The following is a 14470-nucleotide window of genomic DNA, read 5'->3' on the forward strand; positions in this document are numbered from 1 at the left end:
ATTATCCTCCTGGAGTTAAAGGTACAAACGGTCCAATAATCAGTGATTCAGGCGGTGTATCGAATAAGGAAGTAAGCTGTATGGAGTTTGTATCGCCTACCATTAATAATGAGGAACTGGAAATACCTGTTACGTGAATGGTACCAACACAAAGTTCGCGATTTACCACTTCAAAAATCATTCTTTATTCGTTCCTTTCATATTTTCAGGTAAATGCTGCAGAAAAGTGAGCACACCATTATGGATTTCTTTTTTCATTTGTTCAAGAATCCATTCTTTATGCTGTTCAGGAGTGTTTCCATTACGAATTGGCTGATTTAAATAATACTCGATTCGATTTGGGAGCTGTTTTTTTATATCCTGCAGAATAAATTCACGGTAAGTATTATCTACACGCATTTGTAACTGTTTTCCTGTATTGGCCATGACTGTCTGTAGATTCTCATCGAGATATTCATTAATCGAGCTTTCAAGTTCAGTAAATAGAGACATTCTTTCTTTGGGATTTGCCTGACTTTTTTGATTTGGAACGGATAGATCGTCAATAGCCTGCAGGTCTGATGGATTTAATCCAATATTTAATGTTCCTTCTAATGTTTCTACTTTTAATTGATCAAATTTATATTCCATTTTTTCAACACGAACAGGAGGACGATCTTGTAATTCTGTGATTTTCTTTTCTAATAAGTCAATCTTCTTTTGTAATTTACGTATTGTTTTGTCCTGTGCATATACATATGCTTGAATAGATTGAATAACCCGATACATATTTTGACTCATTTTTCACACCTCACAATACTGCTAAATCTACAAATTAAGAAGGCATAGGAATTTAATAAATATTAAGCTGTTGGCGATGTTAACGGTACGGCAGGTGCTTCTAAAAGTTCTCCAGGTCTAGGAGCTTGAGGCGCTGGTCCTGTAAACCCGCCTGTATTAAAAAGATTTGAAACTGGCTTTATAATGCCGGCACTGCCGATTTGAAGTACTGAGGAGTTTGTAATTCCCTCAATTTTCAAAAGGTTAATTGATATCGACTGTTGAACATAGAAATTCATGGAATTCACCACTTATATACTGAATTAGGTTATTATGTTTAAATTCAAGCTAGAAAGGCTATTTTCCTTAGTTATACATTAAAGAAGTTACCTTGGTCTGTACCGTCTGTATCAATTGTATTTGTAGAACTTTGATGGTTTTGTACATAGAGACCGTCACCTGTATTAAATGATCCTGCACCAGCAAAGGTCTTTGCATTGGAAAGGGTTGATATTTTATAAACGTCACCAATATGGAAAACGGCTCCTGACCCGACAGCTATTACTTGAACAACGCCTACGATAGCTGGCATATGGCTAACACCCTTTATTCATAATTATTTGGACAAAAGACATGTATCTTCCTTGCCCAGTTTTTTATTATTGTATGTGATAAATGAAGGAAGGTGCGTTCATTGCCCATGTTTTTTTGGATGATAGGACGTAAATAAAGCACTGGCAGATCAATAGCCATATTAGTAGGTTTTTCCTTTTCTGTATGGTATGATAGGTTCGAGTTTTGATAGAGGAGGATTGTTAGTATGACACATGCACATATTACAACATGGTTACTAGCATTGATTTTATTTTTCATAGCGATTGGACTGCAAAAAGCAGGAAGACAGCGAGGTTTAAAGATTGTTCAAATGATTTTACGTTTGTTCTATCTATTGATTATTGCTACAGGTGTCATGATGCTTTTAGATATGACAGCGATTAGTGCCATGCACTGGATTAAGGCGATTCTTGGAATTGTTGTGATTGCTTTCTTTGAAATGGTTCTTGTTTTTACGGTGAAAGGAAAATCAACTGGAGCAGCCTGGATATTATTCGTCATTGCATTTGTAGTTGTTGTTTACTTAGGATTAACCTTGCCTTTAGGATTTTATATTTAAGCAAACAAAAAACTGCCACGAAGGGCAGTTTTTTTGTTTTAAAAATAGGCTTTGTTGATTAACAAGGTTGCTTTTTCGCTACATCATCATACAGCAGCCATTCAGCTATGCTGGAAGGCGTGAGAAATGTCCATTTCTCACGGATGAGTCAAAAATCAGGCTTAACAATATTGTTCGCTAACAAAGCTTACAGACAATCGTTGCTGTTTTCAGCCTATTTTCTCAATAACCATCCTTTTGCCCGTGCTTAGGGTAAATTCAAAACGGTCACTTGTTGATTCAAAGTAGGTGAAATGATGATGAACACTGCAAATAGAATCACCGTTATCAAAAACGATAAAATTTACACCGCTTTTTTGTTTACTTTCATTGAGAAACGTTAATTGATTATAGCAATAAATACAATCGTAAATAGAAAATCCCATCGTATTTAAGCTGGTAATAAATTGATAAAAAGCATCATCATTGACTTCTTCTAGCAGCCTTTCTAATGAAAATACTAAATTCTTCCTTATTCTAACGGTATCCTGATCTTTTAAATGAATGGTTTCATTGCCTTTTTGAACTCTTCCGTCCTTGCATAAAATTCCTTTACGCCACCTATTTAAACGGAATATTTCAATTTCCTCGTGAATCCAGACATCTAATAGCGTCGCTTCCTCCGTTTCTTCATCGAAAAAGACCCACTGGTCGTTTATACATTCAATTGTTCCTTCTGTAAAGGCTCGTTGTTGGTACTCGATAAGTTTTGTACGCTGTTGTTTACTCATGATTTATAGACCTCCGTATAAAAACCTCCGTATATATATCCCTTGATGAAGGGATCATTTCATTTTCTTTCTCTATTAGTAGACATATTCTCCCTGTTTTAAACCCCAATTTTGTTTATTGGGACAAATAACCAAATTTATACTTTTACATAAAGTAAATAAAGAGAACAATGCTTTAACTTTATGAATGAAGTTAAGCCTCCGGCGAGTCTTACGATTTTTTAAGGGTCATTTATCGAGGAAGCTCGACGACGGACAGGACGTCCTAGTCAAGCTAGACATGCGAATATGGTATTTGGACGCGTGATAAATCCGGACGCAAATTCGACGAGTGAATTTGATGGTTTCCGAAAAGAAAGGGTGAGCATGATGTGTGGAATAACGGGATGGGTGGATTATCAAAAGAATTTACAAAACCATAGTGCAGCCATTAGTAAGATGACGGAAACTTTGGCGAAGAGAGGACCGGATGATACAAATATATGGACTCTTCTGCATGTTGGATTTGGACATAAACGGTTAGTCGTTGTAGACCCTGAGCGCGGTAAGCAACCGATGGTGAAAACAAAACATGGTCATCAATACACCATTTGTTATAACGGTGAGCTTTACAACACAGAGGATATCCGAAAAGAACTGCTACTAAAAGGATATTCTTTCAACGGTCATTCTGATACAGAAGTTCTGTTAACTGCCTATATAGAATGGAAAGAAAAATGTGTAGATTATTTAAATGGGATATTTGCCTTTGCTGTTTGGGATGAGGAGAGGGATTTATTATTTATTGGCCGGGATCGGTTAGGTGTCAAACCATTGTTTTATTATGAAACAGCAACAGGGATTATTTTTGGTTCAGAATTAAAAGCGCTATTAGCACACCCTGATGTACAGCCGGTGCTTGACCGAGAAGGATTGTCAGAAGTGTTTGGACTTGGCCCTTCCCGTTCACCTGGATCTGGTGTTTTTAAAGACGTGAAGGAGTTAAGACCCGCTCATGCATTAACATTTTCGCGAAACGGGTTGAAGATTTGGCGGTATTGGAATGTGAAAAGTGAAGAGCATAAGGATTCCTTTGCTGAGACAGTTGAAAAAATCCGCTTTTTATTTACAGACGCTGTCACGAGGCAATTAGTTTCAGATGTACCTCTTTGTACGTTCCTTTCTGGCGGACTTGATTCAAGTGCTATTACAGCCATAGCAGCGAATGTATTTCAAAAAGAAGGCAAAGGACAGCTCCATACGTATTCTATTGACTATGAGGGTAATGACGAGTTTTTCAAAGCAAATGAGTTCCAGCCTAATTCAGACGGCGCATTTATAAAAAAAATAAATGATACCTTTAACACTGTACATCATCACTGTGTGATTTCACAAAAGGAACTTGCCGAATACCTGTATGAAGCTGTACATGTGCGTGATTTGCCGGGGATGGCAGATATTGATTCATCATTACTTTGGTTTTGTCGTGAAATCAAGAAGGATTTTGTTGTTAGTCTCTCTGGGGAATGTGCGGATGAGATTTTTGGAGGATATCCGTGGTTTCATCGATTAGATGATCTGAGCAGAAAAGGATTTCCATGGATGCGGTCAATTGATGAAAGACAGGGCCTGCTAAAGAATGAATGGCAAAAGAAGTTAACACTTCAGGAATATTCAATTGAAAAGTATAAGGAAATGGTTGCTGAGACACCGTTGCTTGAAGGTGAAAGTAAGGAAGAGGCTAGAAGAAGAGAATTGTTTTATATCAATATGCTCTCTTTTATGACTACATTACTTGATCGAAAAGACAGAATGAGTATGGGGGCAAGTCTGGAAGTTCGCGTTCCATTTGCTGATCACCGGTTAGTGGACTATATGTGGAATGTACCTTGGGATATGAAAATGACGGGAAACCGTGAGAAGGGGATATTACGTAAAGCATTGGAAGGTCTGCTTCCTGATGAGGTATTGTACCGGAAGAAAAGCCCTTATCCGAAAACACATCATCCTCTTTACCGAAAAATAGTAAAAGGAATGCTGGAAAGTATTTTACAAAACAGGAGTACAGTTTTATATGAGTTTTTTGATGAAACGAAGCTTAAGCAGATTGTTGAGTCAGAAGGAGCTTCCTTTAAGGAACCATGGTTTGGTCAATTGATGACAGGACCGCAGCTGCTAGCGCATCTTGTTCAAATTCATCATTGGTTCAATGATTATAAGATTAAGATTATAGACTGAGTAGAAAAATTTTTTTACGCGGTGTCTGGTATACAAAATACAAATTTAACCAGACACCATTTATTCTATGGTGAACCTTCTTGGAATTGTAAAATGGATGCATCATATGGTTTTATTACTGCAATTAATTCCTCAGACTCCATCATATATTCTTGATTTAGTAACAAATCTATTATTTTTCGTCCTTTTAATGAAAAAGGCAGCGTGACTTTTAATTCCTCTGAAGATGGATTAAGAATAATTAAGCACTTGCAGTCTTTATTCTCTTTTACATAAGCAATTCCGTTCTCAATAGGAAGAAAAAATAATTTACCGTTATTCGCTAATAAAGGCTCTGTTTTTCTAAGTTGGATCAGCCGTTTTATGTGAGCCAATAATTCATGATTTTGCTGTTTTTCATCCCATATCATACAGCGTCTACAGCCGGGATCCATCCCTCCTGATAAGCCAATTTCGTCTCCATAGTAAAGGCATGGTGTACCAATAAATGTAAATAAAAACGTATATATTAGCTTTGCTTTTTCTACATTCCCATCACATTCAGTTAATAATCTGGGTGTATCATGGCTGCCGACAAGATTGAATAACGTTTCGTTAACTGTATCAGGATATTGCATCATAACGGTTGTCATTTGCTCTCTAAATTCACTTGCAGAAAGCATCCCTTTAGCAAAAAAGTGAATGGCCTTTGTTAAAAACGGGTAATTCATGACCGAATCAAACTGATCGCCTCTAAGCCAAGCTATACTGTCATGCCAAATTTCACCCAGGATAAAAAGCTCAGGCTTAATGGATTTAACCTCTTTACGAAATTCTCGCCAAAAGGCATGGTCAATTTCGTTGGCAACATCAAGTCTCCATCCGTCAATATCAAACTCTTTAACCCAGTAGCGTCCTACATCGAGCAAATAGTTTTTTACTTCTTTATTTTGAGTATTTAGCTTTGGCATTGTTTCGACAAAGGAAAAAGTGGCATAGTTCGGCCTTTCACCGCCATTTAACGGGAACTGATTCGTATAAAACCAATCTTTATAACGAGACTTTTCTCCGTTTTTCCATACATCTTGAAAAGGCGGGAAATAAAAACCGCTATGATTGAATACAGCATCAAGCATGATACGAATTCCTTTAGCATGGCATGCATCTACAAGTTGTTTAAAGCTTTGTTTATCACCGAATTGCGGGTCAATTTCAAAATAATCAATTGTATCATATTTATGATTGGAGCGTGCTTTAAAAATCGGTGTCAAATAGATTCCATTTATCCCTAATTCTTTTAAATAATCGAGCTTTTGGATAATTCCCAAAAAGTCACCGCCAAAAAAGTTTGCAGCTGTTGGTTCCTCGCTCCCCCATGGTTTTGTTTCAGAAGGATTCAGGCTAGGATTTCCATTTGCAAAACGTTCAGGAAATATTTGATACCAAACTGTGTCCCGAACCCAATCTGGTGCACGGAATACTTCATTCGTATGTAAATAGGGAAAGCAAAAATACTGATTGGGGTCCTCGGGTGGTTCCGTGAAATAACCTTTTTCAGTAAAAATAAACCTATCGCTGTCTCCTTGTATGTGGAATCCGTAGCGTAACCGTCGATAGGGAGGTGAAACCTCAGCCTGCCAGTAATCAAATAAAGCATCTGTTCCAATACGGGTTAGAGGGGTAGTTCTTGTCATCCATTTATTTTTGTTCCACTCATACTGATCGCCATAAATCAGTTCAATTAATGATACATTGCCCTTTTTTGTTTGAATTCTTATATGCAGCGTATCTCTTTGAAAAGGATAGGCATATTGATCGGTTGGACGGTGAAAAATGGAAGCTCGCTCAATCATCGAAATACCTTCCCTTCTTTAGAATATTGTTTATAGGGTATCCCGTTATGAATTAAAATTTACGCCTCCCATAAGTTTATTATGATACATGGTTAAAATGAATATTTGAAATTTTTCAAAATAACATTGTTTTTCGTTGACGGTCATACAGCCAAAAGGATAATCTTAATAGAGCAAGGAAAAAGCTTTTTTATGATAATTAAGGGGGAGAATGGAAGATGAAAAAATGGGTTCTTATGCTCATAATCATCTCATTATTTTTTGTAAGTGTCCTGCCGGCAACAGCCGCTCCAAAAGAGAACCGTAAATGGCAGGATGAAAGCGTTTATTTAATCATGGTTGACCGCTTTAATAATGGGGATCAGAGCAATGATGAAGATGTTGAAATAAATAATCCCGAAGGTTACCACGGAGGTGATTTTCAAGGTGTAATTAATCAATTAGATTACATAAAGGATATGGGATTTACTGCTGTATCACTTACACCTGTTTTTGATAATACAGCCGGAGGATACCATGGGTATTGGGTGAACGACTTTTACAAAACGGACGAGCATTTTGGATCGCTTGACTTATTCAAGAAGCTGGTAAAAGAAGCACATAAGAGGGATATGAAAGTGATTCTTGAATTCGAAGTCAATCATGTAGGGGCCGATCATGATTGGTTAAAGGATGAGGAGAAAAAGAATTGGTTCCGAACAGATCCAGTTCAAGAAAAAGGTCTTCCATTATTAAATCAAGATAATAAAGAGGTAAAGAAATATTTAATTAATGCAGCAAAATGGTGGATTGAAGAAACAAATATTGATGGTTATCAGATTCAATTATTGGAGGATACATCTGCTGCCTTTCTAAGCGAATTTGTAAAAGAAGTGAAAGCAGTAAAAGAGGATTTCTATCTAGGTGGAGAAGCAAAAAATGCCGATGTAGAACAAATGACCGCATTCTTGGAGAATGGAGGGGACAGCATCACCGATTACACAATGGCGGCTGAGTTAAGAGAGTTATTTTCTGAACCAAATCAGTCGTTTTCACCTCTTTTTGCTAGGCTAGCACAGAATGAAACCATGTATCCAGAAATAGATTTAATAGGGACTTTTATAGATAATCAACATACTGTTCGTTTTACAAGTAATATGGTAGAGAAAAATGAGCATCCTGGACCGCGCTGGAAGCAGGCGCTTACGTTTCTCTTTACAACGCCTGGGATTCCATTCGTATACTATGGAAGTGAAATCGCGTTGAATGGCGGTGAGGAGCCAGATAACCGTAAGCAAATGAATTTCCGCACTGATCAAGAAATCGTCGATTATATAAAACAGATAGGAAGTCTGCGTTCAGATTTGCCTTCATTAACCAGAGGAAAAATGGATGTATTGTACGAGAAGGATGGGATGGCTGTATACAAACGTGTTTATAATGAAGAAACGACTCTCATTGCTATTAACAATACCACCGAAACAAAAAACGTTACCCTCTCAGCTAAAGAACTGGCTGCTGACAAGGAATTAAGGGGTATGCTAAACAATGATTTAGTCCGAAGTGATGAAGATCAATATCATATCACAATTGACCGTGATGAGTCTGAAATATACCTGCTAAGAGATAAAACAGGCATCAACTATTCTTATTTTATTGCACTGGGAGCAGTGTTGGCTGCCTTTTTCGTTTTTCTCCGTCTTGTCATAAAAAGATCACGTAAATAGCCAATAAAAAAAGCGAGGTCCATGACTTCGCTTTTTTTAATATCCAGTTAACATTTCTTATCCGTTAACGATTGTGCCACCGTTGATATGTATTATCTGCCCGCTTACATAGGCGGAATCATCACTGGCAAGGTAAACATAACCTGGAGCGAGTTCAAATGGCTGGCCTGCCCGGCCTAGCGGCGTGTCGCTTCCAAACACAGCTACTTGATCGTCTGGGAAGGTGGAGGGGATTAATGGTGTCCAAATAGGTCCTGGAGCGACTCCGTTAACGCGTATTCCCTGAGCAGCAAGTGATTGTGCTAAAGATCTTGTAAAAGTGACGACCGCTCCCTTCGCTGCAGAATAATCGAGCAGCTGTTCATTCCCTTTATAGGCTGTAATTGACGCAGTATTTATGACAGAACTTCCTTTTTGTAGATGTGGAAGAGCTGCTTTAGTTAGATAAAAGAAAGAGAAAATATTGGTTTTAAATGTCCTTTCTAATTGCTGCGAGGTAATATCCAACAGACTTTTTTGCGGATGCTGTTCAGCGGCATTATTGACAAGGATATCAATTTTTCCAAATTGGTCAACCGTTTTCTTTATAACTTGCTGACAGAAAGACTCTTCACCCACATCTCCGGCTATCAGTAGGCATGTCTTATTTTCATCTTCAATAAGTCTCTTCGTTTCTTCTGCATCCTGGTGTTCATCTAAATAAACGATGACAACATCTGCACCTTCTTTAGCAAAGTAAATTGCAACTGATTTCCCAATTCCACTGTCGCCCCCAGTAATAACTGCAACTTTATTGGCTAATTTACCAGAGCCCTGATATTTGGGGTCAACTGAGATTGGCTTAGGATCCATTTCAGTTTCTATCCCTGGCTGTCTATCCTGATGCTGTGGAGGAAATACCTTCTTTTTTTGACTCATGAATGACCTCCTAAAGATATCTAATCATTTGATATTTTAGTATGATAGAAAACAGTGGAGATTATTTATTGAATCATATAAAAAAGAGGACGGAAAAATCCATCCTCTTACTTTAACGATAGTTAACAAATTGAACATCAATAGTTAAATCCGCTTCTTTGACAGCCTGAATAATCTTTTGCAGATCATCACGGCTTTTTGCTGTAACACGAATTTGATCATCTTGAATCTGGCTTTTGACCTTAAGACCACTGTTTTTAATGATGGTATTAATCTTCTTTGCATTCTCTTTATCAATACCTTGAATCAGCTTTGCCCTCTGTCTGACTGTCCCGCCACTTGCTTTCTCGATTTTTCCATAATCAAGATTTTTGACGGGTACACCTCGTTTAAATAATTTACTAAATAGAACATCCTTAACCTGATCTAATTTGTATTCATCATCTGAAATAAGTACCAGTTCTTCTTTGTCGAGTGAAATATCACTTTTGCTTCCTTTAAAATCGTAGCGGGTTTGGATTTCCTTTAATGCGATTTGAATGGCATTCTGCACTTCTGAAAAATCAACGTCCGACACGATATCAAATGAACTATCTTTAGCCATACAATACCTCCATCAAAACAGTTTTCGTTCACATCTATTATGGGAAGAAGTTTCCCTTTACAGTTCAATTATAGTAAAATATAGCAGTTGATACAACTATAGGTAGACGGACATATTTTTTATCCCACTCTTAACGGGCAGTAAGACTCCCACCGCAAGATTCTGAGGATACAAAGAAGATAGGTGGGAGATCCAACTGCCCGTAAAGGTCCGTTAGCGGAATCACAGACTAAGAACGCCACATTTGTGGCAACGTCTGTGTGACCCACATCCTGTGGGCCTCAACTAACCATCCGTGGGGGATGAAGAAAACCCCCACGGATGGAAGTTTCACTTTATGTCATTGAGTTTTTATAAAGGAGGAAATATCCCTTGTCAATATACGATAGCATTGGTCATGTTTTACAATTAGATGTAGCCAGAAAAGCGGACTTCGGTTACTTTTTAACAGATGGAACAGAGGATGTTCTTTTACATCGAAATGAAGCACAGCAGGATTTGGAACTGGATGATAAAGTAGAAGTCTTTTTATATACAGATTCTCAAGGAAGGATAGCGGCCACGACAACTATTCCGAAAATTACGGTTGGTGAATATGAATGGGCAGAAGTGAGTGATGTAAAACCCGGTCTTGGTGTTTTCTTAGATATCGGGATACAGAAGGATATGCTGCTTGGAGAAGAGGATCTGCCAGTTCATAGAAGTGTCTGGCCACAGACTGGTGATTTACTGTACATAACCTTAAGAGTAAATCGAAACAATCGTATTTATGTAAAGCTGGCAACTGATCCGATTATTGAAGAAAATTCAGTAAAAGCAACAAGAGCTGATTTTAATAAAAGTATTCATGGTTATATATACAGAACAGCTAAAGTAGGGAGCTGGATTTTTACAGCAGAAGGCTATAAAGGTTTTATTCATGAATCACAGCGTAAAGTAGAGCCGCGTCTTGGCGAAAAAGTGGAAGGACGAATCATTGATGTAAAAGAAGACGGTACCATTAATGTATCGCTGCTGCCAAGAAAGGAAGAGGCTCTTGATGTTGATGCTGAAAAAATCCTTTCTGTACTGGCTGAACGAAATGGTGCAATGCCTTATTGGGATAAAAGCATGCCGGAAGAGATCCAAAACAAATTCCAATTAAGTAAAGCGGCATTTAAGCGGGCATTGGGACGATTGATGAAGGAAGGAAAAGTTTATCAAGAGGAAGGATGGACATATACAAAGAGAGACGAATAGGGCGGAGTATAGCCGCCCTTTATTTGATTCTATCTAGCTCCAGGCGCCATCGGCTCGAGGTCATAAGCCAATCCGTCAAGAAGGTTAAAAAACAACCTTCATGCCGGCTCGTCTTATGCTTGTCGCCGATGAACGGGCGCCTTCCGCTTTTCTAAAGATGATCTGTTTTCTTTGAGTATTGATTTTTACCAGCTTTGCGATTTTTCTCACGCATCATATTTTTTTCATGGCGAAGGGCATTGTTGTCCTTTGCTTTTTTGTCATTATCTGAAGTATGCGGCATCAAAAAAACTCCTTTCCATTGATAGCTTCAAACTTAGTTTTGGCTAGGATGAAAAGGAGTATGAAAGAGAGTTTTTTCCAAACTCTCTGTTAAACGGGCAGTTCGTTTAAGAAAAAGATGGCGATTGTTCCAAACCCGGTATGCGAACCAATAACAGCACCGATATCTGTGATGATGACCTCTTTTGCCAGTAATTCATCTTCAATTAATCTTTTCATTTCCTGTGCGGTATCCATTGCATCAGCTTGGCTGATTCCGATGGTTTGGTGTTCAAAGTTAACTCCGCGTTCTTTCATCACTTCAATAATTCGACGCAGCAGTTTCTTTTGCCCGCGGATTTTCTCTAACGGAACAAGCTTGCCGTCTTCAACATTTAATAATGGTTTAATATTTAGCAGTCCGCCCAAAAAGGCTGATGCCTTTGAGACTCGGCCTCCCTTTGCTAAATAATCTAAATCATCAACCGTAAATAAATGCTCCATATGTGCGGCCAGGAACTCTGCTCTTTCAACGATTTCATTAAATGAAGCGTTCGTGTTGGCAAGTCTTGCAGCCTCCATAACAACCAATCCCTGTCCGAGAGAAGCACATTTAGTATCGATAATTGTTAAGTTAAAGTCAGGATATGTTTCTTTCACTTGATCACGAATCATGACAGCTGTTTGGTACGTACCAGATAACAGTGAAGAAAAGGCAATATAAATCCCTTCCTCTTTATTTTGGGCCATCTTTGTAAAGGTTTGTTCAAATAGAAGTGGTGAAACCTGGGATGTTTTCGGAACTTGGCCTTTGCGGATAGCGTTGTAAATCGTTTTCGGTTCAATTGTCAGTAAGTCTTCATACTCTTGATCATTTAAATGTACTTTTAACGGAAATAATGTAACCTGATTATCTTTATAAAAATGTAAGGGTAAGTCACTCCCGCTGTCAGTTAAAATATTTACCGGCATTGGAATCACCTGCTTTCCATTAAATTGCTGATATGTTTTCTTGTAATATCCACTTAACCAGTATTTCGTTAATTAGTGTATCATTTAATGAATTCCTATAAAAGTTATTAGATAGGAGAACTTAAATATTATCTGCATAAATGGATTCATTTGGGCACAATAGTAAATAATACTGTTTTTATGTAAAAAAATTAATAACTACTATCGGAGGGTAAAAATGATTAAGATTATCCTTTTTCTTACATTTATGTTGCTGCTTCAAACAGGGAATATAGCCGAGGGAACGAAGGAGCTTTCTCTTCATGCTGTTGCTGCTGAGGAGAAAGAAGAAAAACAGAATTTTAAGGATATTCATGTAATAAAGAAAAATGGACAATATGTAATAACAGGGAATTCTAAGGTGAGAAAAGGGGTCTTTTATTATAGTGTAGAAGATGGACATCGAGTATTGATACCGGAGACAAAGATAAGGGTAAATAACTTGTATTGGACATCATTTAAACTGTCTATTACTATTCCAACTAATTTTGTACCGGATAATGGAGTCTTAACCTTGAATTTATATGAAAAAAATCGATCTAAAGAGGTCACAGATCCTTTCCCTATTGTTCTCGAAAGTTTTAAAGAATAAACAAAGCTGACAAATATGTCAGCTTTGTTTATTCGAAGCGTACATTATTCCTAATGCAGCGCATCTAACTCTTTTTGCAATTCTTGGAGTTGCTCTTTCTCAGCCATGTTCGTATTGGCGTAAGCAGATGAAAGGGCATTCTTTGCTTTTTCAATAGCCTCAGGCTGTTCTGCTTGACTTGAATTTTTCGCTAAATCAACAAATTTACGCGCATCTTGGAACAGTCTGTTAGCCATCTTCTAAAGTCCTCCTCCAAGTGAAGATTCTTTCACATTAGCCATTTTGTATGCCTCAGCCTCAGCATATGTCATGTGATACGGGATACGTTCAGCATGTTTAGATACAGAGTCTACACCTTGCTGTACAAAACGTTTTGATTTGTTACGTTTACCCATGCGAATCCCCTCCAAAAAAGAGTGTTGAGACTCATGAAAGCCTCACTCATAGTATGTTCATTACCTGAGAGGATTATAAGGAAAACCTTCTGAAGTTATTCCTGACTTCATCTATATTGCTTTTAAATTCAATAAATCATTTAAATAATAGCCAACCCCGTCTTCCTCGTTTGTTAGTGTGACTTCTTTTGCGACTGTTTTCAGCTCAGCAATGGCATTACCCATGGCAACCCCATATCCTGCGTAATCAATCATTTCTAAATCATTATCCTCATCACCAAAAGCAATAATTCTTTCCGGCGGAATGTTGTAGTATTCAGACACTCGTTTCAGACCAACGGCTTTATTCAGCCCGTTTTTAATAATTTCAACGACCGGAAACGGTGCTCCCCAGCTGCGATGCTCAATGACCTCAGCGTGGACTTTAGTTAGCTGCTGACGTATTAATTTAACTTGTTCCTCTGTTGAATGAATTAACATACTAGTCGGTGATTTTGTTAAAAAAGTTCGTAGGTCACCAGTAGTTATATTGGGGTTGCCAAAGCTGAATAATTCGAAAAGCTTCTCATCATGATAATGAAAATAGACATCATCAATGACTTCAGCAATAATGTTGTAAAAATCATAGGAAATGCAAGTCTCTACGATATCCTTTGCAACAGACATATCAAGTGGGGAATGGTAAATACCCCAATGATGGTCCTTCGGGTGGTGAATAAAAGCTCCATTAAAATTAACAATTGGCGAATCCAATTCAAGTTCTTTATAGTACATTTCGGAAGAACGAAATGGTCTACCCGTTGCGATCATGACAACATGTCCTGCTTCACGTGCTTTCTTTATTACCTGCTTTGTTGTATAAGATATCGTTTTATCATCTTTTAATAATGTACCGTCTAAATCAAGCGCTATTAAATGTGTGTCCGCCATTTTATTTCTCCTTCCAATGTTCGTTTATATTGATATTTTGTATGTAACCATCCTTTTAGATA

18 protein-coding genes are annotated in these 14470 nt (G+C 37.7%); 5 read left to right on the forward strand and 13 right to left on the reverse strand.

All coding sequences use genetic code 11. The features are described from left to right. Window position 1 precedes the first annotated feature (1 nt). The 4 genes from F4V44_RS05800 to F4V44_RS05815 all read right to left on the reverse strand — a co-directional run bounded on the left by F4V44_RS05800 (window position 2) and on the right by F4V44_RS05815 (window position 1351). Window positions 2-181 (reverse strand): spore gernimation protein GerPD, encoded by a 180-nt coding sequence (locus F4V44_RS05800; RefSeq protein ID WP_150439053.1) that lies wholly within the window; start codon window positions 179-181, stop codon window positions 2-4. Further along, window positions 178-780 carry a spore germination protein GerPC gene (gene gerPC / locus F4V44_RS05805; protein WP_150439054.1) on the reverse strand — a complete coding sequence of 201 codons (603 nt, stop codon included), beginning with the start codon at window positions 778-780 and terminating at the stop codon, window positions 178-180. Before gerPC ends, F4V44_RS05800 begins: the two co-directional genes overlap by 4 nt. A 62-nt stretch (window positions 781-842) precedes the next feature. Then, a complete protein-coding gene (locus tag F4V44_RS05810) occupies window positions 843-1058 on the reverse strand; it encodes a spore germination protein GerPB (protein WP_150439055.1) in 216 nt (71 codons plus the stop codon). A gap of 71 nt (window positions 1059-1129) precedes the next feature. Then, a complete protein-coding gene (locus F4V44_RS05815) occupies window positions 1130-1351 on the reverse strand; it encodes a spore germination protein (RefSeq protein WP_150439056.1) in 222 nt (73 codons plus the stop codon). A gap of 228 nt (window positions 1352-1579) precedes the next feature. Here F4V44_RS05815 and F4V44_RS05820 point away from each other — a divergent pair, with 228 nt between their 5' ends. After that, entirely contained in the window at window positions 1580-1933 is a 354-nt protein-coding gene (locus F4V44_RS05820; RefSeq protein ID WP_150439057.1) for a YisL family protein, read from the forward strand. A 209-nt stretch (window positions 1934-2142) separates the two neighbouring features. Here the strand turns inward: F4V44_RS05820 and F4V44_RS05825 are convergent, their stop codons facing one another. Then, on the reverse strand, window positions 2143-2703 hold the full coding sequence (locus tag F4V44_RS05825) for a DUF2777 domain-containing protein (protein WP_150439058.1): 561 nt from the start codon (window positions 2701-2703) through the stop codon (window positions 2143-2145). A 369-nt stretch (window positions 2704-3072) separates the two neighbouring features. On the opposite strand from F4V44_RS05825, the gene asnB reads away from it, so the two are divergent. Beyond that, a complete protein-coding gene (asnB, locus tag F4V44_RS05830; protein ID WP_150439165.1) occupies window positions 3073-4920 on the forward strand; it encodes an asparagine synthase (glutamine-hydrolyzing) in 1848 nt (615 codons plus the stop codon). Between the two features lie 65 nt (window positions 4921-4985). On the opposite strand, the gene F4V44_RS05835 is transcribed toward asnB, so the two are convergent. Next, window positions 4986-6752, reverse strand: coding sequence for a glycoside hydrolase family 13 protein (locus tag F4V44_RS05835; RefSeq protein WP_191090582.1), 1767 nt, complete (start codon window positions 6750-6752; stop codon window positions 4986-4988). A gap of 218 nt (window positions 6753-6970) precedes the next feature. Here F4V44_RS05835 and F4V44_RS05840 point away from each other — a divergent pair, with 218 nt between their 5' ends. Continuing rightward, window positions 6971-8458, forward strand: coding sequence for an alpha-amylase family glycosyl hydrolase (locus F4V44_RS05840; RefSeq protein ID WP_150439059.1), 1488 nt, complete (start codon window positions 6971-6973; stop codon window positions 8456-8458). A gap of 57 nt (window positions 8459-8515) precedes the next feature. Here F4V44_RS05840 and F4V44_RS05845 read toward each other — a convergent pair whose 3' ends face one another. Beyond that, window positions 8516-9376 carry an SDR family oxidoreductase gene (locus F4V44_RS05845; protein WP_150439060.1) on the reverse strand — a complete coding sequence of 287 codons (861 nt, stop codon included), beginning with the start codon at window positions 9374-9376 and terminating at the stop codon, window positions 8516-8518. A 112-nt stretch (window positions 9377-9488) separates the two neighbouring features. Further along, window positions 9489-9980, reverse strand: a complete 492-nt coding sequence (locus F4V44_RS05850) for a YajQ family cyclic di-GMP-binding protein (RefSeq protein WP_150439061.1) — start codon at window positions 9978-9980, stop codon at window positions 9489-9491. A gap of 372 nt (window positions 9981-10352) precedes the next feature. On the opposite strand from F4V44_RS05850, the gene F4V44_RS05855 reads away from it, so the two are divergent. Then, window positions 10353-11219 carry a CvfB family protein gene (locus F4V44_RS05855; protein ID WP_150439062.1) on the forward strand — a complete coding sequence of 289 codons (867 nt, stop codon included), beginning with the start codon at window positions 10353-10355 and terminating at the stop codon, window positions 11217-11219. 151 nt (window positions 11220-11370) lie between these two features. Here the strand turns inward: F4V44_RS05855 and F4V44_RS05860 are convergent, their stop codons facing one another. Next, window positions 11371-11502, reverse strand: coding sequence for a DUF3941 domain-containing protein (locus F4V44_RS05860; protein ID WP_071976845.1), 132 nt, complete (start codon window positions 11500-11502; stop codon window positions 11371-11373). 89 nt (window positions 11503-11591) lie between these two features. Then, window positions 11592-12452 (reverse strand): DegV family protein, encoded by an 861-nt coding sequence (locus F4V44_RS05865; RefSeq protein WP_150439063.1) that lies wholly within the window; start codon window positions 12450-12452, stop codon window positions 11592-11594. Between the two features lie 217 nt (window positions 12453-12669). On the opposite strand from F4V44_RS05865, the gene F4V44_RS05870 reads away from it, so the two are divergent. After that, window positions 12670-13083, forward strand: a complete 414-nt coding sequence (locus F4V44_RS05870) for a hypothetical protein (RefSeq protein WP_150439064.1) — start codon at window positions 12670-12672, stop codon at window positions 13081-13083. Window positions 13084-13133: 50 nt separating this feature from the next. On the opposite strand, the gene F4V44_RS05875 is transcribed toward F4V44_RS05870, so the two are convergent. The 3 genes from F4V44_RS05875 to F4V44_RS05880 all read right to left on the reverse strand — a co-directional run bounded on the left by F4V44_RS05875 (window position 13134) and on the right by F4V44_RS05880 (window position 14408). Further along, entirely contained in the window at window positions 13134-13319 is a 186-nt protein-coding gene (locus F4V44_RS05875; protein WP_150439065.1) for a DUF3813 domain-containing protein, read from the reverse strand. A 3-nt stretch (window positions 13320-13322) separates the two neighbouring features. Continuing rightward, window positions 13323-13478 carry a hypothetical protein gene (locus F4V44_RS27250; RefSeq protein WP_191090583.1) on the reverse strand — a complete coding sequence of 52 codons (156 nt, stop codon included), beginning with the start codon at window positions 13476-13478 and terminating at the stop codon, window positions 13323-13325. 111 nt (window positions 13479-13589) lie between these two features. Then, the gene (locus F4V44_RS05880) at window positions 13590-14408 is read right to left on the reverse strand and encodes a Cof-type HAD-IIB family hydrolase (protein ID WP_150439066.1); all 819 of its coding nucleotides are present in this window, start codon (window positions 14406-14408) and stop codon (window positions 13590-13592) included. Window positions 14409-14470 lie beyond the last annotated feature (62 nt).

The organism is Niallia endozanthoxylica (assembly GCF_008710145.1).
Taxonomy (GTDB): Bacteria; Bacillota; Bacilli; order Bacillales; family Cytobacillaceae; genus Bacillus_BD; species Bacillus_BD endozanthoxylica.

Excerpts from the sequence above, each read along its gene's own strand:
- F4V44_RS05800 (WP_150439053.1), bottom strand. The coding sequence starts at position 181 with ATGATTTTTGAAGTGGTAAATCGCGAACTTTGTGTTGGTACCATTCAC.
- gerPC (WP_150439054.1), bottom strand. The coding sequence starts at position 780 with ATGAGTCAAAATATGTATCGGGTTATTCAATCTATTCAAGCATATGTA.
- F4V44_RS05810 (WP_150439055.1), bottom strand. The coding sequence starts at position 1,058 with ATGAATTTCTATGTTCAACAGTCGATATCAATTAACCTTTTGAAAATT.
- F4V44_RS05815 (WP_150439056.1), bottom strand. The coding sequence starts at position 1,351 with ATGCCAGCTATCGTAGGCGTTGTTCAAGTAATAGCTGTCGGGTCAGGA.
- F4V44_RS05820 (WP_150439057.1), top strand. The coding sequence starts at position 1,580 with ATGACACATGCACATATTACAACATGGTTACTAGCATTGATTTTATTT.
- F4V44_RS05825 (WP_150439058.1), bottom strand. The coding sequence starts at position 2,703 with ATGAGTAAACAACAGCGTACAAAACTTATCGAGTACCAACAACGAGCC.
- asnB (WP_150439165.1), top strand. The coding sequence starts at position 3,073 with ATGTGTGGAATAACGGGATGGGTGGATTATCAAAAGAATTTACAAAAC.
- F4V44_RS05835 (WP_191090582.1), bottom strand. The coding sequence starts at position 6,752 with ATGATTGAGCGAGCTTCCATTTTTCACCGTCCAACCGATCAATATGCC.
- F4V44_RS05840 (WP_150439059.1), top strand. The coding sequence starts at position 6,971 with ATGAAAAAATGGGTTCTTATGCTCATAATCATCTCATTATTTTTTGTA.
- F4V44_RS05845 (WP_150439060.1), bottom strand. The coding sequence starts at position 9,376 with ATGAGTCAAAAAAAGAAGGTATTTCCTCCACAGCATCAGGATAGACAG.
- F4V44_RS05850 (WP_150439061.1), bottom strand. The coding sequence starts at position 9,980 with ATGGCTAAAGATAGTTCATTTGATATCGTGTCGGACGTTGATTTTTCA.
- F4V44_RS05860 (WP_071976845.1), bottom strand. The coding sequence starts at position 11,502 with ATGCCGCATACTTCAGATAATGACAAAAAAGCAAAGGACAACAATGCC.
- F4V44_RS05865 (WP_150439063.1), bottom strand. The coding sequence starts at position 12,452 with ATGCCGGTAAATATTTTAACTGACAGCGGGAGTGACTTACCCTTACAT.
- F4V44_RS05870 (WP_150439064.1), top strand. The coding sequence starts at position 12,670 with ATGATTAAGATTATCCTTTTTCTTACATTTATGTTGCTGCTTCAAACA.
- F4V44_RS05875 (WP_150439065.1), bottom strand. The coding sequence starts at position 13,319 with ATGGCTAACAGACTGTTCCAAGATGCGCGTAAATTTGTTGATTTAGCG.
- F4V44_RS27250 (WP_191090583.1), bottom strand. The coding sequence starts at position 13,478 with ATGGGTAAACGTAACAAATCAAAACGTTTTGTACAGCAAGGTGTAGAC.
- F4V44_RS05880 (WP_150439066.1), bottom strand. The coding sequence starts at position 14,408 with ATGGCGGACACACATTTAATAGCGCTTGATTTAGACGGTACATTATTA.